The 24,803-nt window shown below is 63.0% G+C and carries 22 protein-coding genes and 1 tRNA gene; 11 read left to right on the top strand and 12 right to left on the bottom strand.

Going from position 1 to position 24,803, the window contains the following annotated elements; genetic code table 11:
- Nucleotides 1–63: 63 nt before the first annotated feature.
- Both Q5H93_RS18330 and Q5H93_RS18325 read right to left on the bottom strand, forming a co-directional pair.
- Nucleotides 64–151 (bottom strand) — tRNA-Ser (locus Q5H93_RS18330).
- A 114-nt stretch (nt 152–265) separates the two neighbouring features.
- On the bottom strand, nt 266–1,357 hold the full coding sequence (locus Q5H93_RS18325; RefSeq protein WP_305008094.1) for an asparaginase: 1,092 nt from the start codon (nt 1,355–1,357) through the stop codon (nt 266–268).
- Nucleotides 1,358–1,703: 346 nt separating this feature from the next.
- Here Q5H93_RS18325 and Q5H93_RS18320 point away from each other — a divergent pair, with 346 nt between their 5' ends.
- Nucleotides 1,704–3,221, top strand: coding sequence for a malate:quinone oxidoreductase (locus tag Q5H93_RS18320; protein ID WP_305008093.1), 1,518 nt, complete (start codon nt 1,704–1,706; stop codon nt 3,219–3,221).
- 91 nt (nt 3,222–3,312) lie between these two features.
- Nucleotides 3,313–3,879 (top strand): GNAT family N-acetyltransferase, encoded by a 567-nt coding sequence (locus tag Q5H93_RS18315; RefSeq protein ID WP_305008091.1) that lies wholly within the window; start codon nt 3,313–3,315, stop codon nt 3,877–3,879.
- 70 nt (nt 3,880–3,949) lie between these two features.
- Here Q5H93_RS18315 and Q5H93_RS18310 read toward each other — a convergent pair whose 3' ends face one another.
- Both Q5H93_RS18310 and Q5H93_RS18305 read right to left on the bottom strand, forming a co-directional pair.
- Complete coding sequence (locus tag Q5H93_RS18310) at nt 3,950–5,527, bottom strand: DUF6770 family protein (RefSeq protein WP_305008090.1); 1,578 nt, start codon at nt 5,525–5,527, stop codon at nt 3,950–3,952.
- 79 nt (nt 5,528–5,606) lie between these two features.
- Nucleotides 5,607–7,082 (bottom strand): M48 family metallopeptidase, encoded by a 1,476-nt coding sequence (locus Q5H93_RS18305; RefSeq protein WP_305008089.1) that lies wholly within the window; start codon nt 7,080–7,082, stop codon nt 5,607–5,609.
- Nucleotides 7,083–7,271: 189 nt separating this feature from the next.
- Between Q5H93_RS18305 and Q5H93_RS18300 the strand changes: the two genes are divergently transcribed.
- The gene (locus Q5H93_RS18300; protein WP_305008088.1) at nt 7,272–8,552 is read left to right on the top strand and encodes a cation:proton antiporter; all 1,281 of its coding nucleotides are present in this window, start codon (nt 7,272–7,274) and stop codon (nt 8,550–8,552) included.
- Nucleotides 8,553–8,568: 16 nt separating this feature from the next.
- A complete protein-coding gene (locus tag Q5H93_RS18295; RefSeq protein WP_305008087.1) occupies nt 8,569–9,651 on the top strand; it encodes a mechanosensitive ion channel family protein in 1,083 nt (360 codons plus the stop codon).
- 24 nt (nt 9,652–9,675) lie between these two features.
- Here the strand turns inward: Q5H93_RS18295 and ctlX are convergent, their stop codons facing one another.
- The gene (gene ctlX, locus Q5H93_RS18290) at nt 9,676–10,602 is read right to left on the bottom strand and encodes a citrulline utilization hydrolase CtlX (RefSeq protein ID WP_305008086.1); all 927 of its coding nucleotides are present in this window, start codon (nt 10,600–10,602) and stop codon (nt 9,676–9,678) included.
- A 130-nt stretch (nt 10,603–10,732) separates the two neighbouring features.
- On the bottom strand, nt 10,733–11,602 hold the full coding sequence (locus Q5H93_RS18285) for an SDR family NAD(P)-dependent oxidoreductase (RefSeq protein WP_305008085.1): 870 nt from the start codon (nt 11,600–11,602) through the stop codon (nt 10,733–10,735).
- Nucleotides 11,603–11,689: 87 nt separating this feature from the next.
- Here Q5H93_RS18285 and pncA point away from each other — a divergent pair, with 87 nt between their 5' ends.
- Both pncA and Q5H93_RS18275 read left to right on the top strand, forming a co-directional pair.
- The gene (gene pncA / locus Q5H93_RS18280; RefSeq protein ID WP_305008084.1) at nt 11,690–12,316 is read left to right on the top strand and encodes a bifunctional nicotinamidase/pyrazinamidase; all 627 of its coding nucleotides are present in this window, start codon (nt 11,690–11,692) and stop codon (nt 12,314–12,316) included.
- Between the two features lie 445 nt (nt 12,317–12,761).
- Nucleotides 12,762–13,601: an ion transporter gene (locus Q5H93_RS18275; RefSeq protein ID WP_305008083.1), complete on the top strand. Its 840-nt coding sequence runs from the start codon at nt 12,762–12,764 to the stop codon at nt 13,599–13,601.
- Between the two features lie 56 nt (nt 13,602–13,657).
- Here the strand turns inward: Q5H93_RS18275 and Q5H93_RS18270 are convergent, their stop codons facing one another.
- Nucleotides 13,658–16,561: an endo-beta-N-acetylglucosaminidase gene (locus tag Q5H93_RS18270; RefSeq protein ID WP_305008082.1), complete on the bottom strand. Its 2,904-nt coding sequence runs from the start codon at nt 16,559–16,561 to the stop codon at nt 13,658–13,660.
- A gap of 34 nt (nt 16,562–16,595) precedes the next feature.
- Nucleotides 16,596–17,222, bottom strand: coding sequence for a thioredoxin family protein (locus tag Q5H93_RS18265; protein ID WP_305008081.1), 627 nt, complete (start codon nt 17,220–17,222; stop codon nt 16,596–16,598).
- Between the two features lie 82 nt (nt 17,223–17,304).
- Between Q5H93_RS18265 and Q5H93_RS18260 the strand changes: the two genes are divergently transcribed.
- Nucleotides 17,305–17,658 carry a hypothetical protein gene (locus tag Q5H93_RS18260; RefSeq protein ID WP_305008080.1) on the top strand — a complete coding sequence of 118 codons (354 nt, stop codon included), beginning with the start codon at nt 17,305–17,307 and terminating at the stop codon, nt 17,656–17,658.
- A gap of 73 nt (nt 17,659–17,731) precedes the next feature.
- On the opposite strand, the gene Q5H93_RS18255 is transcribed toward Q5H93_RS18260, so the two are convergent.
- Complete coding sequence (locus Q5H93_RS18255; RefSeq protein ID WP_305008079.1) at nt 17,732–18,496, bottom strand: hypothetical protein; 765 nt, start codon at nt 18,494–18,496, stop codon at nt 17,732–17,734.
- A 152-nt stretch (nt 18,497–18,648) separates the two neighbouring features.
- On the opposite strand from Q5H93_RS18255, the gene Q5H93_RS18250 reads away from it, so the two are divergent.
- Nucleotides 18,649–19,422 carry a hypothetical protein gene (locus Q5H93_RS18250; protein ID WP_305008078.1) on the top strand — a complete coding sequence of 258 codons (774 nt, stop codon included), beginning with the start codon at nt 18,649–18,651 and terminating at the stop codon, nt 19,420–19,422.
- An 83-nt stretch (nt 19,423–19,505) separates the two neighbouring features.
- Here the strand turns inward: Q5H93_RS18250 and Q5H93_RS18245 are convergent, their stop codons facing one another.
- A complete protein-coding gene (locus Q5H93_RS18245; protein ID WP_305008077.1) occupies nt 19,506–20,336 on the bottom strand; it encodes a phosphatase PAP2 family protein in 831 nt (276 codons plus the stop codon).
- Nucleotides 20,337–20,540: 204 nt separating this feature from the next.
- Here Q5H93_RS18245 and Q5H93_RS18240 point away from each other — a divergent pair, with 204 nt between their 5' ends.
- From Q5H93_RS18240 to Q5H93_RS18230, 3 genes are all read left to right on the top strand, one after another.
- Complete coding sequence (locus Q5H93_RS18240; RefSeq protein WP_305008076.1) at nt 20,541–21,296, top strand: DUF4197 domain-containing protein; 756 nt, start codon at nt 20,541–20,543, stop codon at nt 21,294–21,296.
- A 139-nt stretch (nt 21,297–21,435) separates the two neighbouring features.
- Nucleotides 21,436–22,350, top strand: coding sequence for an NmrA family NAD(P)-binding protein (locus Q5H93_RS18235; RefSeq protein ID WP_305008075.1), 915 nt, complete (start codon nt 21,436–21,438; stop codon nt 22,348–22,350).
- 126 nt (nt 22,351–22,476) lie between these two features.
- Nucleotides 22,477–23,469, top strand: coding sequence for a glycoside hydrolase family 43 protein (locus tag Q5H93_RS18230; protein ID WP_305008074.1), 993 nt, complete (start codon nt 22,477–22,479; stop codon nt 23,467–23,469).
- 102 nt (nt 23,470–23,571) lie between these two features.
- Here Q5H93_RS18230 and Q5H93_RS18225 read toward each other — a convergent pair whose 3' ends face one another.
- The gene (locus tag Q5H93_RS18225) at nt 23,572–24,225 is read right to left on the bottom strand and encodes a PA2169 family four-helix-bundle protein (RefSeq protein WP_305008073.1); all 654 of its coding nucleotides are present in this window, start codon (nt 24,223–24,225) and stop codon (nt 23,572–23,574) included.
- Between the two features lie 106 nt (nt 24,226–24,331).
- The gene (locus Q5H93_RS18220) at nt 24,332–24,760 is read right to left on the bottom strand and encodes a hypothetical protein (protein ID WP_305008072.1); all 429 of its coding nucleotides are present in this window, start codon (nt 24,758–24,760) and stop codon (nt 24,332–24,334) included.
- Nucleotides 24,761–24,803 lie beyond the last annotated feature (43 nt).

Here is a 24,803-nt window from a genome sequence, read left to right as displayed (position 1 = left end):
CCGCAGGACTAGCAGCCCCAAAAGAAAAAAAGCCACGTTTCTAATTAGAAACGTGGCTTTTAGCAGAGGGGAAGGGATTCGAACCCTCGATAAGCTTGAGACCTATACACACTTTCCAGGCGTGCTCCTTCGACCACTCGGACACCCCTCTGGGTCGTGGTTTGTGGGGCAAAGATACGCCGTGGCGGTGAGATGGTGAAATGGTGAAGTGGTGATTTTTGGCTTATTACGCTTGCCGGAAGCCTCAACGCCTCAAAGTCACCACTCAGGGCGTGATTTCGCCGCGCAAATCCTGCATCAGCAGGCGGCGCGTGTCGGCCGCATTGCGGCCCAGGCCCAGCACAAACATGAGCTTCGTCACGGCCGCCTCGGTGGTGATATCGTCGCCGCCGATGATGCCGAGGTCGCGGAAATGGGCGCTGGTTTCGTAGAGGCCCTGCACCACGCGGCCCTCCTCGCACTGGCTCACGTTGAGCAGCCACACGCCGCGCTGCCGGGCTTCGGCCAGCGCCGCGATAAACCACGGCGTGGTAGGCGCGTTGCCTGAGCCATAGGTTTCTACCACGCAGCCGCGTAGGTTGGGCACACCCAGCACGGCCCGCACTACGGCCTCCGTGATGCCCGGAAACAGGGGCAGCACGGCCACGCCGGTTTCCAGCGTTTCGTGGATGCGCAGGCGGGCGGCGGGCAGCAGACGAATGCTTTTGTCGGCGAAATCGAGGCCGATGCCGGCGCGGGCCAGCGGCGGGTAGTTCTCGCTTTTGAAGGCCGCAAACTGCTGGCTCTCGACCTTCTTGGCCCGCGTGCCGCGAATAAGCACGTCGTTGAAAAACACGCACACCTCGGGCACCCGCACCGTGCCGGCGCGCGGGTGGCGGGCGGCGGCAATTTCGAGCGCCGAAATAAGGTTGCGCTGGGCATCGGAGCGGGAGCGGCCAGCCGGCACCTGGGCGCCGGTAAACACCACGGGCTTGCCCAGATTTTCAAGCAAATAGCTGAGCGCGGCGGCCGAATAGGCCATCGTATCGGTGCCGTGCAGAATGACGAAGCCGTCAAAATCGGCGTAGTGCCGGCCGATGAGCTGGGCCAGGAACAGCCAGTCGGCGGGCGTGACGTTGCTGCTGTCGAAGGGCTCGGGCAGCGAGAGCAGCGTGAGGTGGTGGGGGAAGCGCTGCAGGTCGGGCATCTTGTGCTCGATGCGCTCGAACTGCATGGGTACCAGCTCGCCGGCGTGGTTCACGGTCATGCCGATGGTGCCGCCGGTATAGAGGATAAGCAGGCGCAGGGTGGCGGGGTCGGCCGCGTCGGCGCGGGTGGGCAGGCTCAGCAGGGGCAGATTGTCGGCTTCGGGAGACATGCCGCAAGGTAGCGCCGCCGCGCCTTATGCCTTGCCGACCCCAAACAAAAATGCCGGGCAGGGCCCGGCACCTTTGCGTCCATTTTCCATTTCTATTTCCATTTTCACATACGTTTCCGCAACCCTTTTCGGGAGCGAGGCACAGAAAAGCGAGCTTTTCATCGGCCTTTGATTATGACAATGATAGGTAGATAATCGGAGAAAAAAAACGCCCGGCAAAATATTTATTTCCACAATCGTTACCGGTAACGATTGTGGGGGATAAAATAATTACTTTCTCCCCAAAAACCTCACTCCCCGTGTGTTTTTTCGTACTGCTTTTGAATTTTCCGCCTCTTTGTTTGCGATGAATCCCGATTTCTCCCCTACCCCGGCCCCCACCGATATTATCCTCATTGGTGCCGGCATCATGAGCGCCACGCTCGGCATGATGCTGAAAGAACTACAGCCCGATTTGCGCATCACCATCATCGAGCGCCTCGACGTGGCGGCCGCCGAAAGCTCCGACGCCTGGAACAACGCCGGCACCGGCCACTCTGCCTTTTGCGAGCTGAATTACACCCCCGAACGGCCCGACGGCTCCATCGATATCAGCAAGGCCATCGGCATTGCCGAGTCGTTTGAGGTATCGAAGCAGTTCTGGGCTTACCTGGCGCAGCAGTACCAGGTGAAGGAGTTGGGCCGCTTCATCAACCACATCGACCACATGAGCTTCGTGTGGGGCGATGACAACGTGGAATATCTGCGTAAGCGCCACGCCGCGCTCACGCAGTCGCCGCTGTTCGCGGGTATGGAGCATTCCACTGATTCGCAGCAGATTCGCGGCTGGGTGCCGCTGGTGATGGAAGGCCGCCCGCCCGGCCAGACGGTGGCCGCCACGCGCATGGCGCTGGGTACCGATGTAAACTTTGGCTCGCTCACGCGGGGCATGTTTACGCTGCTGCAGGACATGCCGGGCGTCACTTTTTACTTCAACCACGAGGTGGAAAGCCTGAAGCGCAAAAACGGCGGCTGGCGCGTGAAGGCTAAGCAACGCGTGAACGACGAGGAGCTAAAAATCGACGGTAAATTCGTGTTTATCGGCGCGGGCGGCGGCTCGCTGCCGCTGCTCGAAAAATCCGATATTCCCGAAGCCGAGGGCTTCGGGGGCTTCCCGGTGAGCGGGCAGTGGCTGCGCTGCACCAATCGCGAAGTAATTGAGCGCCACGACGCCAAAGTGTACGGCAAGGCGGCCGTGGGCTCGCCGCCCATGTCGGTACCCCACCTCGATACGCGCATGATAAACGGGCAGCGCGAGCTGCTGTTTGGGCCCTACGCGGGCTTTAGCACCAAGTTTCTGAAGCAGGGCTCGTTTCTGGATTTGCCGCTGTCCATCCGGCTGGGCAACATGCGACCGATGCTCATTGCGGGTTGGAAAAACATCCCGCTCACCCGTTACCTCATCAACCAGGTGCGGCAGACGGACGCCGACCGGCTGGCCGCCCTGCGCGAGTATATGCCTAACGCTCACCCCGAAGACTGGGAGCTGGCCATGGCCGGACAGCGCGTGCAGGTTATCAAAAAGGACGACAAGGAAGGCGGCGTACTCGAATTCGGCACCGAGGTGGTGAGTGCAGCCGATGGTTCGCTGGCGGCGTTGCTGGGGGCCTCGCCGGGCGCATCTACGGCCGTCAGCATTATGATTAGCCTTATTCAGCGCTGCTTTCCGGAGCAGGCAGCCTGGCCCGAGTGGCAGGAGAAATGGCGGCGCATGATTCCCTCGTTCGGCCAGTCGCTCAACGACAACCCGGCCTTGCTGGCCGAGGTTCGCAGCTTCACGCACGAGGTGTTGGGGCTGAATGTGGCGCCGGTAGCGAACAAATAGCTGCGGTTGGGCTTAGGTTTGCAATCCGAATTTTTCGGGCCGGTGGCCTTGCGCGGTAGCAAGGCGGCCGGCCCCTCCTTTTTCCCCGCCAATGATTCGCCTCGAGCCCTTCACCCCCGACGATTTCAACCAGCTCATCGAGTGGATTAACGACGAGCGGCTGATGAAAGAATGGTCGGGCTCACTGTTCTCGTTTCCACTAACGGAGGAATCGCTGGTGTGGTACCTGGAAGGCGCTAACGACTTCACCCGGCCCGAGGTGTTTGTGTATAAGGCCATTGATAGCAAAACCGAAACCGTGGTGGGCCACATTTCGCTGGGCAGCATCAGCCAGCGCGACAACTCCGGGCGCATCACGAGGGTGCTAGTGGGCAGCCAGGCCGAGCGCGGCCGGGGCATCTGCGCCAAGATGATAAAGGCGCTGCTCCGGGTGGGCTTCGAGGAATTGAAGCTGCACCGTATCAGCCTGGGAGTCTATACGTTTAATGAGGCCGCCATTCGCTGCTACCTCAAGGCGGGCTTTCAGCAGGAGGGCATTATGCGCGACGTGGCCCGGCACGGCGACGAATACTGGAGCCTAGTGGAAATGGGTATTCTGGAAGACGAGTGGCGGGCCATGCAAGCGCCCAGCGCGCCCAGCGAGACGACCTGCTGTTAGCGGAAACTGCAATAATTAAACACAAAAAAGCCCGGCCAGTGGCCGGGCTTTTCTATACCTGAAGGTTAACTCAGATGTTGAGCTTCACCAGCTTCATGCCGAGCTGGTTTTTCTTTTTGTAGTAGTCGGCAATCATCACGTAGCCCGGTTTGGCGGGGTACAGGTAGGAGTAGTTGGCATCGCTGGTCATGTCGATTTTATCGACGGCATACTTGCCGTTGTTGCCAAAGGCAATGTCGCCGATGACGCGCTTCGTGGCGGCGCCTTTCTCCTTGTCGAAGTTGATATACACGGCGTTGAACTGCGTATTGGCGTCGTTTTTCTGCAGGAACTGGTAGTCGAAATCACCCTGCATCTTCATGATGTGGCCAATGATGCCGGCGCTCATGTAGCTGGACCCGGCGGGCAGCGTGGCCGTCGAGGGGTCTTTGGCGTAGAATTTCACGCCGGTCAGCTTGCCCTGGGGGTCAATCTCATACACGAAGAGGTTGCCGATTTTGCCTTTGGTGACGTTGGCGCCGCGGCCGCCCAGGGCGGTCATGGCGATGCCCAGGCCGTCGCCCACCACTTTGTACTGCTCCGAAACGATATAAACCTTGCCGTCGGCGCCCTTCGTGATGGAGTGCGTGTAGTTCACGTAGTTGTCTTCGAGGCTGGGCTTGGCCTCGGCCGGCATCAGGGATGCCACTTCGCGCTGCCAGCCGTAATTTTTGGTGCTCACCACCTTGCCCTGCTCGTTGAAGCGCTTGATGTAGAAGCCCAGGCTTTTGTTTACGAAGGGCTTATCGTCGGGCTTGTAGTATTCGCCCACGGCCACGAACTCGCGTTTCTCGGGGTCGAAGGAAAACGAGCTGAGTGACAGCTGCTCGGTTTTGCTGGTTTCAACGGGCTGGTCGAGCACCTTTTTGCCCGTGGCGACGTCGAACGCTACCATCGACGCATTGATTGTGCGCGACATCAGGCCGTCTCGGCGCATCATCATGCCCAACAGGTACTTATCGCTGGCTTCGGTGATGCCCACGGTTTCGTACTGCTTCGAGTTTTCGGGCGAGGTCACGCGCCATTTCATTTGCAGCTTGTCGTCGTACATCGCCAGCGTGTAGCCTTTCATCAGGCCGGTGTAGCCGTTGCGCACGAAGCCCTGGCCGGGCACCGGAAACAAACTCATACCGCTGCCCATCATGCCGCCAGCGGAAGGGTCTTCGAGCTTCTGCTGATTGGCAATCATCATTTTGTCGCCCTTCGTCAGTTCGCCGATTACCTTGGTGCCCAGCTTTTTCAGGCTGGTGTCGTAGGTTTCGAGCTCCAGGGTTTCGTCCTTCGAGTTGAAGAAGTAAAAGGCGAAAGCCGAGCCGTTGAAGCTGTTGTCGAGCAGCGTGAAGCGGCCGGATGGCTTCTGCACCGTCACGTTGGAGACTTTCGCCAGGTCCTGGTCGTAGAAGTCGAGCAGGTAGTTGTCGTTTTTGCGGTCGGCTTTGTCGCCGCGGCCAAACATGAGGTAGCCTTTGACCTCATTGCCAGCATAAATGGGCGACAAGGCCGAATGGCGCATGTTCTGGATGCCGTCCACGGTTTTGGTTTGGGCCGATGCCGCGGCGACGGCAAGGGCGAAGACGGCCGTCAGGGCCGAATGCTTGGTAAAAAACATGAAGTAAAGGTTTGAAAGATAAATGGGTGGATTGGTGGAATGATAAATTGGTGGAGTGGGGAGTTGTGACAGCTTTTCGCTAGCGGCGCACTGCCTTAGCAGGCGCCGGGAACAATAGCTTATCGAATTTGCCGCCGGAATATTGTTTCTGGTACTGCTCTTTGAGCACGACGGCGGCGGTAGCTTCACTGGTCAGCGAGGTGCTGGCGTAGCGGGCGGCCAGGGCGTATTCGTCGGCGGGCGCGGCGGGGGCGGCGCCCGTTGCCTGGGCAAAGCAGGTGCTGAGGCCCCGGAAATCGTCGTAGCTCAGGCCGTGCAGCACGTGAATCAACTCGTTGAAATTTTTCGGGTTGCGGGTTGATTTATTCGATACTACTTCGCTGTAGGTGTGGTCCTGCAGGTGCTGGCGCAACTCGTACAAGCTCAACTGCACTACCGAGTGCAGGTAGGCGTTGCCGGGCTGCTGAGGCAGCAGCAGCAGCGCCTCAAACAGGGCGTGGTCGTAGCAATCATAGTCAAACCAGCTTTGAATGACCTCCAGCCGGCTGACGTATCGGATGCGCGCAAACTCAGGCGAGCTGGCTGGCTGCGGACCCTCGGCCACCCGGCCCTGCGCCAGCGTGTGCAGGAAGCGCATGCGCTTGGCGCAGTCGGGGTGCGATTTGAGCGTGTCGGTAGTTTCCAAGGCCGTAGCCGTCTTTTGCACCGTGAAGATGGACGTAGGCTTGTCCGGCACCGGCGCGAAGGTTTTGGGGAAATCGGCGCAGCTGAAGTAACTGGCCAGCGGCAGCGAGGCCGTGGTTTCGGGCTCGTCGATGGTATCGAGCAGCTGCAGGGCGCGGTAGGCCTGCGGGGCGTCGTAGGTGGTGCGGGCCAGCAGCACGTAGCCCAGCGAATCGGCCTGCTTTTCGTGGCGGCGGCGGTGATAGTTGGTGTTCAGGGAAAAGCCCAGGGCGAGGGCCTTTATCTGGGAGCTGATGTTGTACTCCGAGTCGATGATGCGCCGGATTTCGCGCTTCATGTCCTTGCTGTGCAGCGTGGTGAGGTGTTCGTGCAAGCCATTTTCCATGTGGTGGCAGGCCACGTGTGCCAGTTCGTGGCACAGGATGAAGGCGAGCTGGCTTTCATTTTCGAGGCGCGGCAGCAAACCCACGTTGAGCATCACGATGCCGTTGCCCACGGCGTGGGCGTTGGGCTCGGGGTTACGGGTGAGCACCAGCCGGGTGCCGGCAGGCAGTTGCGGATTGGCCTTTAGAATACGGGCAAATACCTGCTGCACAAAGGGCTCTATCACAGGGTCGAGCAGGGCCGAGTAGCGAATGGAGTTGTACACGTCGCGGGCGGCCTCCTGCACCACCTGGCGGTAGTGGTCGCGGTAGGCGCTGTTGCCTTCTTTGGGCAGCGCGAAGTAGGTTTTCACGGCCGCACGCTGGGTTGCAGCCAGCTGCGCCACGCGCAACGTATCCTTCGAGTAGTACGGCAGGTAGTCGGGCGCCTGAGCGGCAGCCCGGAACACGCTGCCAGTGCCCAGCAACAGCACGAACAACAGGCGCAACGCAAGAGTAAACCCAGACGGGCAGCAAAAAGGCAGGGGCAGGCGCATAATCGGCTCAAAGCTAGCCAGCGTTTCGGCCATAATCCTAGCGCACTGCCTTTTTTTAGCAGTTGGTTTTGGCTATTCTATCCGGCCTAGTCGTTGCTTTCGCCGGAGTTGCGTATAGCCCACGAACTATTGTGGTGCTACATGACGCTTTATGCCATTTTATTACTGTTGATTGGCGTAGCCATCCTGGGAGTGGCCTGGCTGCCCTCGCTGCTGGAAAAGTACCCGCTGTCGTACCCCATTCTGTACATCGGGCTGGGGATGTTAGCCTTTATCCTGCCCTTCCCTTTCCCCAACACCGACCCCAGCCAGCACCAGGCCATCGCCACGCATCTCACTGAGCTGTGCGTGATTGTGGCGCTCACCGGCACGGGTCTTAAAATCGACCACCGGTTTTCGTGGCGCACCTGGGCTACGCCGTTGCGACTGGTGGGCATCCTGATGGTGCTCTCGATTGCGGTGCTGGCGGTATTAGGCTGGTGGCTGGTGGCGCTGGCCCCGGCTTCGGCTCTGCTGCTGGCTTCCAGCCTCGCCCCTACCGACCCCGTACTGGCCGGCGACGTGCAGATAAAACTCGGCAAGCCCGACGAGGGCCACGAAGACCCCGTGCGCTTCGCCCTCACCGGCGAGGCAGGGCTTAATGATGGCCTGGCGTTTCCGTTTGTGCTGCTGGCTATTGCCTTGCTGCCCGGGTCTCTGTCGCTGGGCGAAGTGCTGCTGCACTGGCTGTGGAAGGATTTGCTGTACCGCCTGGTGGTGGGGCTGGCGGCCGGCTGGCTGTCGGGGCAGCTGCTGGCCTACCTCATTTTCAAGCTGCCCGCCAAGATGCAGCTCAAGCCGGCCGGCTACGGCTTTGTGGCGCTGGCTATCACGCTCATCAGCTATGCGGGCACCGAGCTGCTGCACGGCTATGGCTTCCTGGCCGTGTTCATTGCCGCCATCACGGTGCGCAGCAAGGAACGGAAGCACGAGTATCACAAGCAGATGCATACGTTTTCGGACCAGCTCGAGCGCCTGTTTATCGTGGTGATTCTGACTTGTCTCGGCGCCGCCATTGCCGGCGGTTTGCTGCGCGCCCTCACCTGGCAGGGGGCAGCGCTGGGCCTGCTGCTGGTGCTGGTGGTGCGGCCGGCCCTGGGCATGCTCACGCTACTGGGCTCGCGCCTGTCGATAACCGAGCGCTGGGTGATTTCGGGTTTCGGCATCCGCGGTATCGGTTCGCTGTTTTACATCGCATTTGCGCTGCAACACGCTCATTTTCCGCAGGCCCGGCAGCTGTGGGCCATCACGGGGTTCGTGGTGCTGGTTTCGATAGTGCTGCACGGGGTGCTTGCCACACCCGTCATGACCTGGCTCGACCGCCGGCTTGGCCGCCCCGTAGAAACCGTGAGCGACCAGTCTGGGCCGGAGGAGGCAAAGTAGAAACAACCCATTGCGTATGAAGAAAGTGAGCGAACTGCTACACCAGCTTTTTGAGAATTTCCCGGAGGTTCTGACCACGCTGGGCGTGCTGGCAGGGGGCCTGTTGGGCGGCTTTTTGGTGAAAGTCATCCTGTTTGCCCTGCTGCGGGCGTACTGCCGCCGCAAGCCGGGGGCGGTGCTGGCGCCGTCGGTGGCCCGGCACCTGGGGCGGGCTACGGCGTTTTTTCTGCCGGTGCTGGTGCTGTCGCTGGTGCTGCCGCTGGCTCCGCTGGGGCCGGCGGCCCGCGAGGTGATGCGCCGCATTCTGGAAATCAGCCTTATCAGCACCTTTGCCTGGGTGCTGGCGCGGTCCCTGCGCGTGGCGCAGGACGTGGTGCGGCACCACTACCAGATTGAGCAGGCCGATAACCTCCGGGTGCGCAAGCTGCTCACGCAGCTGCAGTTCGTGCAAAAGGTGGTGCTGTCGCTCATCATTCTGTTTGCCATCGGCCTTATTTTGATGAGCTTTGCTACGGTGCGTAAACTCGGGGCCGGGCTGCTCACCTCGGCCGGCATTCTGAGCGTAATTGTGGGCCTGGCGGCGCAGCGCTCCATCAGCAACTTCTTGGCGGGCTTCCAGATTGCCTTCACCCAGCCCATCCGCATCGACGATGTGCTGGTGGTGGAGGGCGAGTGGGGCCGCGTGGAGGAAATCACCTTCACCTATGTGGTGGTGCGCATCTGGGACGAGCGGCGGCTGGTGCTGCCGCTCAACTACTTCATCGAAAAGCCCTTTCAGAACTGGTCGCGCACTACCTCGCAGCTTATCGGCACGGTGTTTCTGTACGTCGATTACACGCTGCCCGTGGAGGCCGTGCGCCAGGAGCTGCAGCACTTCGTGGCCCAGCAGCCGCTGTGGGACCAGCGCGTGTGCGCCCTGCAAGTCACCGATTCGAAGGAGAAAACGATGGAGCTGCGCCTGCTCGTGAGTGCGGCCGACGCCGGCCGGGCCTTCGATTTGCGCTGCGCCGTGCGCGAGCACCTGGTCGGTTTCATTCAGCGGCACTACCCCACGGCCCTGCCCCGCACGCGCCTGGATGGCCCTACTACAGTCGGCTAACCGCCGCAAAGCGGCTGGTCAGGTTTATAAATTCTTCGCTGGCAAAAATACCTCCGCCAGCATGCAGCGCACGCTGCCACCGCCGATGGTTTCGATGGTGGGGATGGGCAGCGGCAGCATCTCGCAGTAGCGTTCGAGCAGGGTGCGCTGCTCCGGCGCCAGGGCCTCGAAGGCACTTTGCGACATGGCCAGCAGCTCGCGGCCGGTGGCGGGCTGCAGGGTGAGCATGTTGCCCACGAAGCGCGCCACCTGGGCTAGCGTGATGGGGATAAGCTCGTGGCCGGTGCGGCGCAACGACTCCGCCACGGCCTGCTGTTCGGCTTCGTTGCGAATGCTTTCCAGGCACACAACGGCGAATTCGGCCCCGATGCAGAGCATCACATTGGTGTGGTAGATGGCCTGGCCCTGGGCATCGGTGGCGTGAAACACCAGCGGCCGGTAGTCGAGCAGCCCGGCCACTTCGCCCAGCAGGCCGGCATCGGTGCGGGGCGAGAGGCAGGCGTAGGCAATGCAGTGCCGATGGTCGAAAATGATGCTGCCGGTGCCTTCCAGGAAGTGGTTTTCGGCTTCGTGGCCCGAGAAATCAACGATTTCGCGCAGCTGAAACTGCTGGGATAACGTTTCCAGCACATCGGCGCGCCGCTCGGGGCGGCGGTTGGGGGCATGCAGTGGGTAGAGCAGCGCCCGGCCATCGGCGTGGGTGCTCAGCCAGTTGTTGGGGAAGATGGCGTCGGGCTTGGGCGGCGCGGGCGTATCCTCCACCACCAGCACGTTTACCTGGCGGGCGCGCAGCTGGTGCACCACGTTATCGAACTCGGTGCAGGCTCGCCGGTGAATTTCATCGGCACTCAGGCCGGCTAGTAAACGCTGAAAATGATTGGAGGCCGCCGTCTCTGCATTGAAGGCAAAGCGGGCGGGCCGGACCAGCAAAACGGTACGGGCAGACTGCATAGGGAAGGGGGTAGAAACGCAAAGATGCGCGGCCCCGGGCCCATATGCGGCATGCGGAGCGCAGAAAAGCAGCCGCGCACGCCCAAATAACATCCACCGCGTCTTTGCCAAGCAGATAGAATAGCCCCGCTCAAGCCAGCAGCCCCACTCCTACTAACTCCTCGGTGGCTTCCCACAGTTGCCGTACGTTGGCGGGGGTGTTGAAAGAGTGCCGCACGGCCACCGGCTTTTTATCCGAGAAATACCCGCCGCTGACGTCGGCCACGCGGGCATCGGTCGCCAGGTAAATGCTGGTTTGGGCGCCCTCCTCGGCGGTGCGCAGGAAGGGCCGGGCCAGCTGAATGAGCCGCGCCAGCCAGTTGCCCGACTGCCCGCCGAACCCGCTGGCAATGACGCCCGGATGCAGCGCATTGGTAGTGACGTTGGCGATGCCGTGGGCGCGCAGCCGCCGGGCCAGCTCCTGGGTGAAGAGGATGTTGAAGAGCTTGGTATTAGCATACACCCGGGCGGCGCCGTAGTGGCGTTCGGCCTGCAAGTCGTCGAGCTGCGGGCGGGCCAGGTGGTAGGCTTCGGAAGCCACGTTGACGATGCGGGCGGCGGGGCTCTGGCGCAGTTTGTCGAGGAGCAGGGCCGTAAGCAGAAACGGGCCGAGGTAGTTGGTAGCCAGCCCCAGCTCGTAGCCGTCGGGTGAGGTCTGGCGCCGGGCGTCGAGGATGAGGCCGGCGTTGTTTAGCAGCACGTCGAGGCGCGGGTAGCGGGCGTTGAACTGGGCGGCGGCGTAGCGCACCTGCCCCAGGTCGGCGAGGTCGGCCAGCAGCACCTCGGCGGGCGCGGCGCCGGGCAGGGCGGCAATTTCGGCCTGCACGGCAGCGGCTTTGTCGGCGCTGCGGGCCAGCAGCACCACGCAGTAGCCGCGCCGGGCCAGCTCGATAGCCGTGACGCGGCCGATGCCGGACGTGGCCCCGGTAATCAGGGCGATGGGCGCAGAATAATCACTCATAAGAAAAGACGATAGCAGCCGGTTAAACGTAATACCTCCCAAAATGCTTTACCCGGGGCCTTGCTCGCCCCCATCCCCTACCTACGTATGAAAGCGCTACTGTTGATTGACATTCAAACTGATTTTCTGCCCGGCGGCCGGTTGGCCGTGCCCGACGGCGACGCCATTCTGCCGCTGGTCAACGCCTTGCAGCCGCACTTCGACCTCGTGGTGGCCACCCAGGACTGGCACCCGCCGGGCCACCACAGCTTTGCCAGCAGCCACCCCGGCCGGCAGGTGTTCGAGCAAATCGAGCTGCACGGCCTGCCCCAGACCCTCTGGCCCGACCACTGCGAGCAGGGCCGCCCCGGCGCCGAGCTGGCCCCCGCCCTGCACCTGGAGGCCGTGGAGGCTATTTTCCGCAAGGGCACCAGCGTGGACATCGACAGCTACAGCGCCTTTTTCGACAACGGCCACCGCAAAAGCACCGGCCTGGCCGACTACCTGCGCGGCCGCGGCGTGACGCAGGTGTACCTGGCCGGCCTGGCTGCCGACTACTGCGTGTACTTCTCGGCCCTCGATGCGCTGGCCGAAGGCTTTGCCACCACCGTCATCACCGATGCCACCCGGGCCATCAGCGCCGAGGGCTTTGCCGCCGCCCAGGCCGATTTGCGGGCTAAAGGCGGGCATCTTTGCACGGCCGCCGAGTGCATCGGCCGCCTTTCCGGGCAGTAAGCCGGTTTCAGCACTTCCGCCGAACCGGCCCCCGCACCCGTTGAATACCCTTCCGGAAGCGTTGGCAAGCTTCCGGAACGATTGGCAAGCTTCCGGATGCGTTGGACGAGCTTCCGGGACGATTGGCAAGCTTCCGGAGGCGTTGGCGGACTTCCGGAGGCGTTGGCGGCGTTCCCGGGACGATTGGCAAGCTTCCGGAGGCATTGGCGGGCTTTCCGGAGGCGTTGGCTGAGTTTCCGGAACCGTTGGCGGGCTTCCGGAGGCGTTGGACGCGTTTCCGGAACGATTGGCGAGCTTCCGGAACGATTGGCGGGCGTCCCGGAAGCGTTGGAGGCAGTTCCGGAACGATTGGCGGGGTTTCCGGGGCCGTTGACGAGCGCGCCGGGGGCGTCGGAAACGCCTGCCCGGCGCGGGCCGTAAGCACGGGCAGCCGTTGGCCTACCTTATGAAAATCGAACCCCGCAGCACCACGCCCGGCTGGCAGCTCAGCTTCTACCGCGTCATTTTCGAGTCGGACACCCGGGCCGGGCGGCTCTTCGACGCGGCCCTGCTGGTAGCCATCGTGCTGAGCGTGCTCACGGTGATGCTCGACAGCGTGCGCAGCATCACGGCGCAGTACGGGCCCTACCTGCGGGCGGTGGAGTGGTTTTTCACCCTGCTGTTTATCGTCGAGTACGGGCTGCGGCTGCTGGTGGTGCGGCGGCCGCTGGCCTACGCCTTCAGCTTGCTGGGCATTATTGATTTTCTGGCCATTGTGCCCACGGTGGCGGCGCTGGCGCTGGCCAGCAGCCGGTATCTGCTGGTCATTCGCATCCTGCGGCTGCTGCGGGTATTCCGCATTTTCAAGCTGGGCCGCTTCATGGGCGAGGGCGAGTTTATCGTGGCCGCGCTCAAGGCCAGCCGCTTCAAAATCTTCGTTTTTCTCACGGCCGTGTTCACGCTGGCCACGGTGGTTGGGGCTCTGATGTACGTGGTAGAAGGCGGCCAGCACGGCTTCACCAGCATTCCGAAAAGCATCTATTGGGCCATCGTGACGGTGACCACGGTGGGCTACGGCGACATTTCGCCCGTCTCGATAGCGGGTCAGACCCTGGCCTCCCTGCTCATGATTATGGGCTACGCCATCATTGCCGTACCCACCGGCATCGTGTCGGCCCAGATGGTGCTGCCCAACGGGGCGGGGGCGGCCCCGGCGTATAAGCAGGCCGCCTGCGCACACTGCCAGGCCACCGGCCACCGGCCCGAGGCGGCGTTTTGCTGGCAGTGCGGGGAACGTTTAAGTTAAACGTAAAAACCCTGACCTCTAGCAGAAGTCAGGGTTTTTACGTTTAACTTAAAGCCTTATTCTTTCAGCAGCTTGGCACTCGTGGTGCCGAGGGCCGTGCGCAGTTCCAGCAGATAAATGCCGGGGGCCACGTGCAGCGGCAGCGTGTAGCGGGCGGCGTCGGAGCCGGGTTTCACTTCGCGGGTGAGCACCACGGCGCCCAGGCTGTTGAGCAGGCGCAGGGTGGCGGGCTGGCCAGCGGCGCGGCTCACCTCTACTTCCACCTCGGTGCCGGTAGCCGGATTGCCGAGGATGGCCAGCCGCGGGCCGGTGGCCGACTGCCCGTTGCGCACACCCGCGATGGTGCCGCAGACGGTGGGCACGTCCAGCGACCAGTCGGCCGCCGTGAGGCCCACGAAGCGGGCGGTGTGGCCGTTGCCCGAGCCGTCGATGGCCGCCAGGGCGGGCGAGTCGTTGCAGCGCCAGTAGCCGGCCAGGCCGGCCATCGAGGCCGGGGGCACGTTGCAGGCGTTGGCGGCTATTTCGGCCGGCGTCAGGGCGCGGGTCCAGGCGCGCATCTCGTCGAGCCAGCCGTCCAGGATGCGGGGGCTGGAGTTGTTGCGGCCCAGCGAGAACGGCGCATTAGCCACCGGAAAGCCAATGGCCCCGAACGAGGCATCCTGCACGCCATTGATGTAGAGGCGCATCGTGCGGCCATCGTAGGTGGCCGCGATATGGTACCAGGTACCGGCCGTGAGGCGCGTTGCCGAAGTCACCTTGCGCGTGGCATTGGCCACCTGCAGCACAAACTGCACCTGGTTGGCGTCGATTCCGGCATCGCCCAGGCGCAGCAGCGCGGTGTTGCTGCCGCCATCCTCCATGCCCAGCAGGCTGGAGATGTAGGGGTTGGTAACCTTAAACGTGTTGGCTTTCACCCAGCACTCCAGGCTCAGCCCCGAGCCATTGCCCAGGTCGATGGTACCCGCCTCGGCATACTTGCTGCTGCCGTCGAGGCGCAACGAGGTGTTGCGGCCGGCCGGCGGCGCGGTGGTCACGGTGATGTAGCTGGTGCGGGTGAGCGAGTCGCGGCCGGTGGCGTTTTCGGCCCGCAGCTTCACGGCATAGGTGCCGGCCGTGGCGTAGGTTACGGTGGGATGCACGGCGGTGCTGCTGGCGGGCGTGCCGCCGTCAAAGGTCCAGGTGAAGGACGTGGCGCCAACGGAGGCGTTGGCCAGTTGCACCGGCTGGCCGGTCAGCACGGTAGTGCTGTTGGCGGTGAAGGCGGCCGTGGGGCGGCTCGGAGCGATGGTGCCGTTGTAAATCCGCAGGTTGCCCAGGTTGGTGCGGAAGCTGGCTACGGCCGTGGCCGAGGTAGCCTGCACCCCCACAATGGCCAGCTCGCGCCCAGCGGCGAGGCCCGTCAGCGTGTAGCTCGTCGTCGTCCAGAGCGTATCCGTCACGGCGGGCAAATCAAACAGTGTCGGGTTGTTAAGGTCGTCGCTGAAATACAAAGCCAGCTTGGCGTTGCTGGGACCGGCAGTGGCAGCTTTGTACGTTACATCCACGCTCACCGAGTTCTGCAAGGTGAGCTTGGTTTGGTAGAGCTTTACAGTGGCCGTGGCCCCGGCGGCCAGCGAGCCGGCCAGCGCCACCGAGTTGCCGCCGTACCAGGCGCGGTTAAAATCGAAGCCCACACTCACGGTGCTGGCGCCGGTTTTGGCCCACTGCCACGAGGGCAGCAGCCGCTGCTGGGCCATGTTCGTCCACTCGTGGGCCACGACCACGCCATTGTTGGCGAATATTTTGCCCTGGCCCACGCAGAAGTTGGTTTCGAAGGGCAGCGTATTGATGGCGCTGCGCACGGGCACGAAATGGCCGAAGCCCTTCCAGCCGCTGGCGTCGGCGGTGGTCACGTCGTAGTCGTTGCCCGCAAACAGCCGCTGCTCGGCGCGGTAGAAATTGACGTAGTCGCCGGCGTCGTTGTTGAAGTTGGTGAGGCCCGAGTTGAAGGTGATGTTGGGCGCAAATACGGCCAGCGAGGTGCGGGGCTGGGCGGGGTTGGCGTTGGTGTAGTAGTTATCGAGCCAGGTGGTTTGGTTAAACAGCTGCTGAGGGTTGCGGCCGGGCCACACATCGGCGCCGGTGTATACGTCGAAGGGGCTTCGGCCCAAGCTGTTGGCAGTAGCCACGGCCGTATTGAACGTAGTAGCGCCCTGCCAGAAGTAGTTGGTGAAAATGGCGTCGCTCACGCGGGCGGTGCCGTCCTGCAGCAGCGGGGCGTTGGCAGTGTTCAGCGTATTCTGGTACGCAATGCGGCCGTTGGGCAGCATCGAGTCGTACCAGTGAATTTCCATGCCAGCCGGCTTAATGGCCTGCAGGCGCTTGAGCAGGTTCATCAGCTCGGTGGCCTGGGTGGCGGTCAGCTGCGATTCTTCGTTGAAAAACCAGCCGTCGAAGCCGTAGTAGTTGGCCACGTCCACCAGCTTCTGCGCCCCGATGTAGTTGCCGGCGGCATCGCGCTGCAGCAGGGTATTAAAGCCGGCCGCATCGGTGAAGATGGTACCGATAATCTTGACGCCGTTGCGGTGGGCGGCCTCGGTCCAGGGCCGGCACGGGATGCCGACGGGGCTGGCAAACCACGTCAATACGTCGATGTACTGCCAGTGGGTGAAGTTGTAGAGGTTGAAGCGGGGCTGCTCGTTGAGGTAGCCCACGAAGTTGTTCATTCCATCGGGGCACCAGTTCACCTTCGCGCTGAAGCTCTGGTTGGGGTTGAGCTGGGCGGCGAGCGAGTTCTGGCGGGTGGCCAGGGGCACGGTGCTCACGTTAGCGGGCAGGGCGGTGGCGCCGGTGCTCGTCCAGGCCATCAGCTGGGCGGGCGTGAGGGTGGTGTACTGCGCCGCCGGCTCCAGCTGGGCCTGGGCGGTGAAGGCAGTGGCCAGCAGCAACAGCAGCCAGCCCCGGAAGTAGGAGTGTTTCACTAAAGAAATATTGGGTGGTAAAACGTGCCTCAAGTTACGCCGCCGCTGGCGAATGGAGCCTGCGCAGTAGCGCCAGCAGCTCCTGCTGGGTGCTGCGGGTTTTGTCTTTGGCATACCAGGTGTGCAGGGCCGTGGCGAGGTCTTCGTAAGGCAGGTGCTGGTTTTTGAGCTCCCAATACAGCGTTTGGGCAATAACCGGGCGGGGGCCCCATTCGGCAACTTCAATCAACGTATCCGCCGCCAGCACCACCAGCTTCGGGATGGCCCGACCGCCCCGCGTAAGGTAGCGGTCCATGAGGTCGGGGTTCTCATCGCGCAGCAGGTAGTGCGTGCGAATGCGGCCGCCGCTGGCCCGGGCCACAGCCTCCAGCACGGGCACTATTTGGGCCGCATCACCGCACCAGCCCTCGGTGATGACGAGCCACTCGTAGTGGCCGGGCACCTGGGCCGCTGCCGTGGCCAGCTCCGGCAGCAGCTTGGTAGTTTTGTCGAGGCGCTCCATGCGCTGCACGTTCAGCTGGGTGTAGTGCGTGAGGGACTCTGACTGATTGGGGCCGGTGGTGCGGCCTTCGGCCAACAGGTTATCAATAAGTTGGCGGTAGGTGGCGTAGGAATAGGCCGCGGCCAGCCGGGCGGGCGTCAAAACGGGTTCAGCAGTCATAGAAACAGATTGGTAAGCGGCTAAACAAAGAAACGGCTGTTTGGTCTTCTCGTACACGCCCACTGTTTCTAGCTTTGCACTTATGCGTACCTCCTCCCTCCTGCCGCTGCTGGCGCTGGCCGCCACGTTTGCCGCCTGCCAGCCCGCCGCCACCGAAACCACCACCGACAACCCCACCACGGAAGCCGCGCCGCCAGCCGCCGCCCCCTCCACAGCCGTGACCGACCACGCCGCAGCCCGCGCCGCCGTGGCCCGCTACCTCCAGGGCCAGCCCGACGCCCAGCTCTACGTCGTCGACTCGGCCCGCGTGGTGGATGTGGACACGCACTGGCAGGTGCTGGTGCCCCGCACCGACTGGGCCAAGCGCATGCCCAACCGCGCCCGCTTCGAGGTGGATAAGGTGAACGGCATGGTGCAGAGCCTGCCGGTGAAATAAGTTATGAGTTTTGAATTATGAGTTATGAGTTGCCCTGTTAAAAACTCATAACTCGTAATTCAAAACTCATAACTCACTCAGCTTTTACCGTGGCCCCGCGTGCCACCAGCGCCCGGCCCAGCAACCAGTTGCGCAGCAGTGCATCGTCGGCCGATATTTTGCCCAGCACCCGGTAGTTCGATACCAGCGCCTCGCTGCCCTCAGCCGCTTCGCGCACCACGGTCCCGGGGTCGAGGTAAGTGGAATGCACCATCTGCACGGCGCCGCCCTCGCGCACCCGCAGGAAGGCCACGTGGAAATCGAGCCCCACCACGTAGAGGCCCGGGCCCTGCTGCCGCACCTGCTGCACAAAGTCCGTCCGGCTCAGGCCCCGGTAGCGGTGGATGTGGGTTTCAGTGCACAGGTTTTTGATGATGGTTTCGGAGGTTTGCTTGGCCAGCAGGGTGCGCTGCAGGCGCAGGCCGGCGTGGTGCAAAGTGGTGGTAACGAAGTAGCCGCAGGCAATGCTTCCCTGGCGCGGCTCCCAGGTCTGGCCGTAGAACTCCCAGGCGGTGCCCTCCCAGGCCGGGAAGATGGTGCTGTCCAGCGCCGTCAGGAATAGCGTGCGCGCCTCGGCCAGCCGGGCGGCCCGGGCGGCGGGTGTGGTGGCCCGCTTGTAGCGCGCCGCCAGCCGCTGCCGCCGCGCCTCAAAGTGGTGCAGCGTGGCCCGGTACACCGGGGCCGAGTACGGCGCGGGCGTCAGCGGCGGGTTGGCGGGGGCCTCGGCGGGCGGTGTCTGGGCGAGGCAACCGCGCAGGCTGGTCATCAGCAGCAAACTGAGCGAAAACAGGAGTTTCATGCGAGAAGCCGGCGGGACGAATGCCCCGACGGCCCGGCCATAACGGCGGCAGCCAGTACATTTATTGTTAGCTGGCCCTGGTTTTTTTTCGGTTGGGCAACCGGGGCCGGCTGGCGCCCCTACTTTCTCTTACCCTTACTCCTTCCTCTCTTATGTCGTTTGGTGGCTTTATCGTTTCGCTGGTGGCCTTGGTGGTGCTGGTGCTTCTCACGTTTTTTGGCCTGCAGTGGCTGCACGTTGGCGTCGGCAGCTTGATTGACTGGCTGGTGGGCGTGGCTATTGTGTGGTGGCTAGCCGTGGTGACCATTTTGCCCTGGAACACGCACTTCGCCGCCCTCGACGTGCTGGAGGAGGCCCGCATCTCCCGCGAAAACGGCATTGCCGTGCCCGAAGAATCGGTGGCCTACGCCCGGCGGCTGGCCTCGCGCTTCAAGTGGCTGGCCATTGCGCTGCACCTGGGTACGGCGCTGCTGCTGTTTGTGCTGGCACGGCTACAGCTGGTGGCGGTGGGCTACCCGGCGGCCATCGCGGCGCTGGCCCTCACCTTCGCCCGCCCGGCCCAGCGGGCCTACGAGCACCTCAGCAGCCGTTTGCGCAACATGGTCCAGCAGTTTCAGTACCCCCGCGAAGATGTGATGGAGCTGCGCACCCGCGTGCAGGAGCTCGAAAGCCAAACGGAGTCCCTATGCTACGCGCTCGACGAAAGCAACGAGGACTCGCAGGCCGCCGCCCGGCAGCGCCTGCTCAACGCCCTGCAAAACCGCCTTACCCAACTCGACAACCAACTCGACGAGCTTACCCGCCGCAACGCCCGCGAGCACGAGGCCCTGACCCGTCAGACCACTACCGAAATCGCCAAGCTCTCCGAAGATGCCCGCTTCCTTAACCAGGTGCGCGAGCTGATTCGCTTCGTGCGGGAAGCGTGAAAATGAGTTATGAGTTACGAATTATGAGTTTTGAGTTGATTGAACGCTCAACTCAAAACTCATAATTCGTAACTCATAACTCTTTACAGTTTCTTCGTCAGCAGCAGGCCGCTGTAGGCGTAGCCGTTGGCGTTGACGCCCTGGATGGGCACGAGCGAGGCGCCCATTTTCTCACCGGTTTTGTGGAGCTGGGGCACCAGGATGCCCAGGCCGGCACCCACGGTGTAGCCCACGAGGTTGTCGGTGAGGAAGTGCTTGCCGGCCTTGATGCGCGAATAAGCCACAAAGGCCGGCACGGCGGCCGCGGCCGTCCACACGAAGGCCTCGCCCTGGTAGCCGGGGTTGAAGTCGTGCATGGCCTTGGCGGCGAAGAAGGTGGCGGCGGCGGTGTGGGCCGTGTGGCCGGCAAAGAACGAGTTGGTGGCAATTTTGCCGCCGCGGCCACTGCCGCCCTCCGTGCCGTAGAGGTAAGGCCGGTAGCGGGTGGTGGTGCCCACGCTCATCGTGAAGAGGGCATCGGCGCCCAGCACGGTTTGCACGTAGAGGCCCAGCATCTGGCCGTAGCGGCCGCGCACGTTATCGTTGAGGGCCAGCAGGGCGGGGGCAATTACCAGCGTGGGATAGCAGCCCAGGTCGCTGGCCAGCTGCCAGTCGTCGCTGTACCAGCCGGCCGACCATCGGTCGATTTTCGGCACGTCGTTTTTGTTGAGCAGGGCTTGCCCGGCCTCATTCAGGCCACTCTTCTGCTGCACTAGGTAGAGGCCCAGACCGCTGAGTAGGCCCTCGCCGAGGATAATGGAGCCGTCGACGGCAAAGCTGGTTTTGTAAGGCGAGGGGGCTTTTTGGGCCTGGGTGGCGGGGGCGCTACCCAGCGCGAGGGTGGCCGTGAGAGCGAAGGGAAGAAGTTTTTTCATGGGGAAATGGGTAAGTAGCGGTTCAACGGATGAGCAAACGGCAAGGTTAGGCCCCCGGCTTTCGGGCGGCTGAATGCGGGGCTTGGTCGGTGAAAGGCAGCTCTTGGTAGAGCGCCGGGAATACGGCGCGGGGCCGGGCAGTTATCAGGCACCGGACTTGCATTCAGGCTGGGCCGGCTGCTTCACTTTCTACTCCTTTATCCGATGAAAACTCCTTCCCTGCTCCTACTTGCAATAGCGTTTTTCGGCACTGTTTCGAGTGCTTCGGCCCAGTTTAGCCTGCCCAAAATCGGGGGCTTCTCACTGCCCACGACCATCAAGACCACCAGGAAAACCACGACGACCACGACCTCGAAAGTAAGCAGTACCGAGGCGGCCAGCGGGCTCAAGGAGGCGCTTATTCAGGGCATCACCAAGGGCGCCGACCAGGCGTCGAAAGTAGACGGCTTTAATCTGAATAGCCTGATTCGCATTCCTTTTCCGCCCGATGCGCAGAAGGTGGCCACGACTTTGCGCCGCATTGGGCTGGGCAGCCAAGTCGATAAGTTTGAGCTGTCGCTGAACCGCGGGGCCGAGGATGCGGCCCAGAAAGCGAAGCCGATTTTCCTGTCGGCGGTTAAGAGCCTGACGTTTTCGGACGTGTGGAATATCCTGACGGGACAGAAGGACGCCGCCACGCAGTACCTCAAGCGCACCACTACGGCGCAGCTTACTACGGCCTTCCAGCCCATCATCCAGCAGAGCCTTGATAAGGTAGGCGCCACGCGCTACTACTCCGATTTGAGCACCCGCTACAATATGATTCCGCTGGTGACGCCCGTGGAAACGGACCTTAATAAATACGCTACCGGCAAGGCCATCGATGGACTATTTGTGCTGGTGGCGCAGGAGGAGGCCAACATTCGGGAGAATCCGGTGGCGCGGACGACGGCGCTGCTGCGCAAGGTGTTTGGCGGGTAGTAGTGCGGAATTGGTATTCCGCGAGTAAAGACGTTTGGACGCGCGGAATACCAATTCCGCGCGTCTGTCCGGATAACCTTTCGGGCGATTGCCGGGTAACAGGCGCGTCAGCCTATTACCCGGCAATTTCTTTTTCCTGATGACTCCCTCCTCCCCTATTTCCTCTCCCGCTCCTATCGCACTGGCCGGCGCAACCGGCGCCCTGGGTTTGCTCATTGCCCACTACCTGCGCCAGCGCGGGGGCACGGTGCGCGCCTTGGTACGCCCCGAAAGCGCCCACAGGGCCGAAGCCGAGTCGCTGCGGCTGCAAGGGGTGGAAATTGTGGAGGTTGACTTGGACAACGTGAGCGAGCTGACGCGGGCCTGCGCGGGCGCTGGCTGCGTGGTGTCGGCCTTGTCGGGGCTGCGCGGGATTATCGTGGAGGCGCAGACGCGGTTGCTGGAAGCGGCCGTGGCGGCGGGCGTACCGCGCTTTATTCCGTCGGATTTTTCGGCCGAGTTTGCGGATTTGCCGGAGGGCGCGAACCGGAACTTTGACTTGCGGCGGGAGTTTCAGGAGCGGCTGGATGCGGCGCCGATTCGGGCGACTTCGATTCTTAATGGCATGTTTACGGACTTGCTGACGGGGCAGGCGCCAGTGGTGCTGAGTGGGCCGCGCCGCGTGGTGTATTGGGGCGACGCCGACCAGCCGCTGGACTTTACGACTATGCGCAACACGGCCGAGTACACGGCGGCCGCGGCGCTGGATGCGGATACGCCGCGCACCCTGCGCATTGCGGGCGAGGTGGCTACCATTCGGGACCTGCGGCGGGCGGCCAGCGAGGCTACGGGACAGGACTACAAGCTGCTGCGGGTGGGCGGCCTGGGGCTGCTGGGCGGCATGATTAAGGTGACGCGGGCCCTGATGCCGGCCCACGACGAGGTGTTTCCGCCGTGGCAGGGGATGCAATACCTGCACAACATGCTGAGCGGGCAGGCCAAGCTGCGGGAGCCACTGGACAATGACCGGTACCCGGGCATCCGATGGACGACGGTGCGGGAGGTACTGGCTTGAGTTATGAGTTATGAATTAAGAATTATGAGTTTTGAGTTGGGGTTAAAGCGGCTGGGGCTGCATTTTAGAACCCGACTCAAAACTCATAATTCTTAACTCATAACTTTTAGTTGTATTTATGCAGGCATGAAACACCTGCTTCTGACCGGCCTGCTGGCTGCGGCGCTGCCGCTGACGGCTTTTGCGCAAAAGACTTCGGTTAAACCAACCGCCCCGGCCCGGGCGGGCAACCCGGTTTTCCCGGGCTGGTATGCCGACCCGGAGGCCGTTATCTTCGACAAGACGTACTGGATTTACCCGACTTATTCGGCGGCGTTTGACGAGCAGGTGTACTTCGATGCGTTTTCGTCGCCCGACTTGGTGCACTGGACGAAGCACCCGCGCATTGTGGACACGGCCAGCGTGAAGTGGGCGCGGCGGGCACTGTGGGCGCCGGCCGTGGTGCGGAAGGATGGGAAATACTACCTGTTTTTCGGGGCCAATGATGTGCACAAGGGCGAGGTGGGCGGCATCGGGGTGGCGGTGGCGGCGCGGCCGGAGGGGCCTTTCAAGGACTACCTGGGGAAGCCGCTGGTGGGCACGATTGAGAACGGGGCGCAGCCGATTGACCAGTATGTGTTTCAGGATAAGGACGGGCAGTACTACCTGTTTTATGGGGGGTGGTCGCACTGCAACGTGGCGCGGCTGAAGCCGGATTTTACGGGGCTGCTGCCCTTTCCGGACGGCTCGACTTTTAAGGAAATCACGCCCGAGCACTATGTGGAGGGGCCGACGATGTTCCGGCGCGGGGGACGGTATTACTTCATGTGGTCGGAGGGCGACTGGGGCAAGCCGGACTACTCGGTGGCGTATGCCGTGGCCGATTCGCCGCTGGGGCCGTTCCGGCGGGTGGGCAAGGTGCTGCAGCAGGACGCGGCGGTGGCTACCGGGGCGGGGCATCACTCGGTGATACAGGTGCCAGGCACGGAGGACTGGTATATTGTGTACCACCGGCGGCCGTTGGATAACAAGGGCCGCGACCACCGGGTGACGTGCATCGACCGGCTGGAATTTGACAAGGCGGGGCTGATTCGGCCGGTGAAGATTACCAACGAGGGCGTGGCGGCGCGGAAGCTGTAGCGACTTTAGGGAGTAAAAAAGCCCCGCCGGAGGCTCCTTTGCGAGCATCTGGCGGGGCTTTTCAGGTTGTAGAGACGCAACATGCTGCGGCTCTACCCCGTGCTATTCGGCCTTCTCGGCCAGCTTTTCGAGGCGCTTGAGGGTTTCCTGCGAGAGGCCGTGCTGGCGGGCTACTTCGAGGCGGGCGGCGCCGGTGAGGGTGGGGTCGGCGAGGGCTTCGGTGTAGGCTTTGAAGGCCCAGGTTTCGCCGTGGATGTTGGCGGCGAGGATGGCGGCATCGTCGTGGCCGGTGAGGGTGGCCCCGGCGTCCATGAAGGCGCGGTAGAGCTTGCCCTTGACGGTGGTGCTGGTTTCGCGCTCGCTGCCGGCCTGGGTAAGGTAGGTATTGAGCTGGCCGGCAAACTGCTGGCTCTGGCTGACAAGCTGCTTGTAGTAGCCGCGCAGCTCGGCGTCCTGGCTGTGCTCGACGGCGCGCTCGTAGCCGGCCACGCGGTCGTTGACGAAGAGCAGGAGCTCGTGCAGGGCTTCGGCGGGGGCGCTGGGGGTGGCGGTGCCCAGGGTTTTGGCTTTGCGGCTGAGCAGCAGGCCGACGCCGAAGGCGAGCAGGGCGCCGCCCACTACTTTCTGGACGGTGCTGGCTTTGCCGATGCCGCCGAGCAGGCCGCCGAGGGTGCCGGAGCGGCGGGCGTAGCGGGCGGGCTGGGTGTTGCGGGCGTAGTGGTCGGCGGCGGCGCGGGAGGTTTGGTAGGGGTCCATAGGTTGGGATGGGGAAGTGGAAAGGAAGAACTACCGGGGCTTACGGGGCGGGAGGTGATTTCGCCGGAAAAAACTTACCGGCGGCGGGCTGTGGTTGAGGTTGTTTTCAGGCCGGGGGCAGCTGGGGGCGCAGGGCGGCGGCCAGCGCGTCGGCGCTGAATTGCAGGGGTATCAGCTCGCCGGTGGGCAGCTGGATGGTGGTGGTGTAGAAGGTGGCCCACAGGGAGGTTTCGGCGCGGAGCGGGCCCAAAGCGGCCCAGGGAATGAGCACCGGCGGATGCCCGGCCCGGAAGAAAAACAGCACCGCCAGCCCCAGCCCCTGCGGCGACACGCTGGCGCGCACGGCATTTTTGTAGCGCACGCCGCCCACAGTGGCCTGCCCCAGCCCGAACGACTGGCCGGGTGGGTGCGTGGTGGCCAGATAATGGGTGGCGAGCTGGCGCCAGGCCTGCCGGGCAATGAGCTGGCAGATAAGGCACCAGAAGCCGACGAAGAGGAACGGAGCGAGGGGGATGAGGAGGAGTTTGTAGGGCATGGCGGGGGCTATACGGGGGACGGGTGGGCGGGGCTGCGCACCT

It is taken from the genome of Hymenobacter aranciens (genome assembly GCF_030580865.1).
Classification (GTDB): domain Bacteria; phylum Bacteroidota; class Bacteroidia; order Cytophagales; family Hymenobacteraceae; genus Hymenobacter; species Hymenobacter aranciens.
This window is presented reverse-complemented; position numbering and strand designations above follow the sequence as displayed.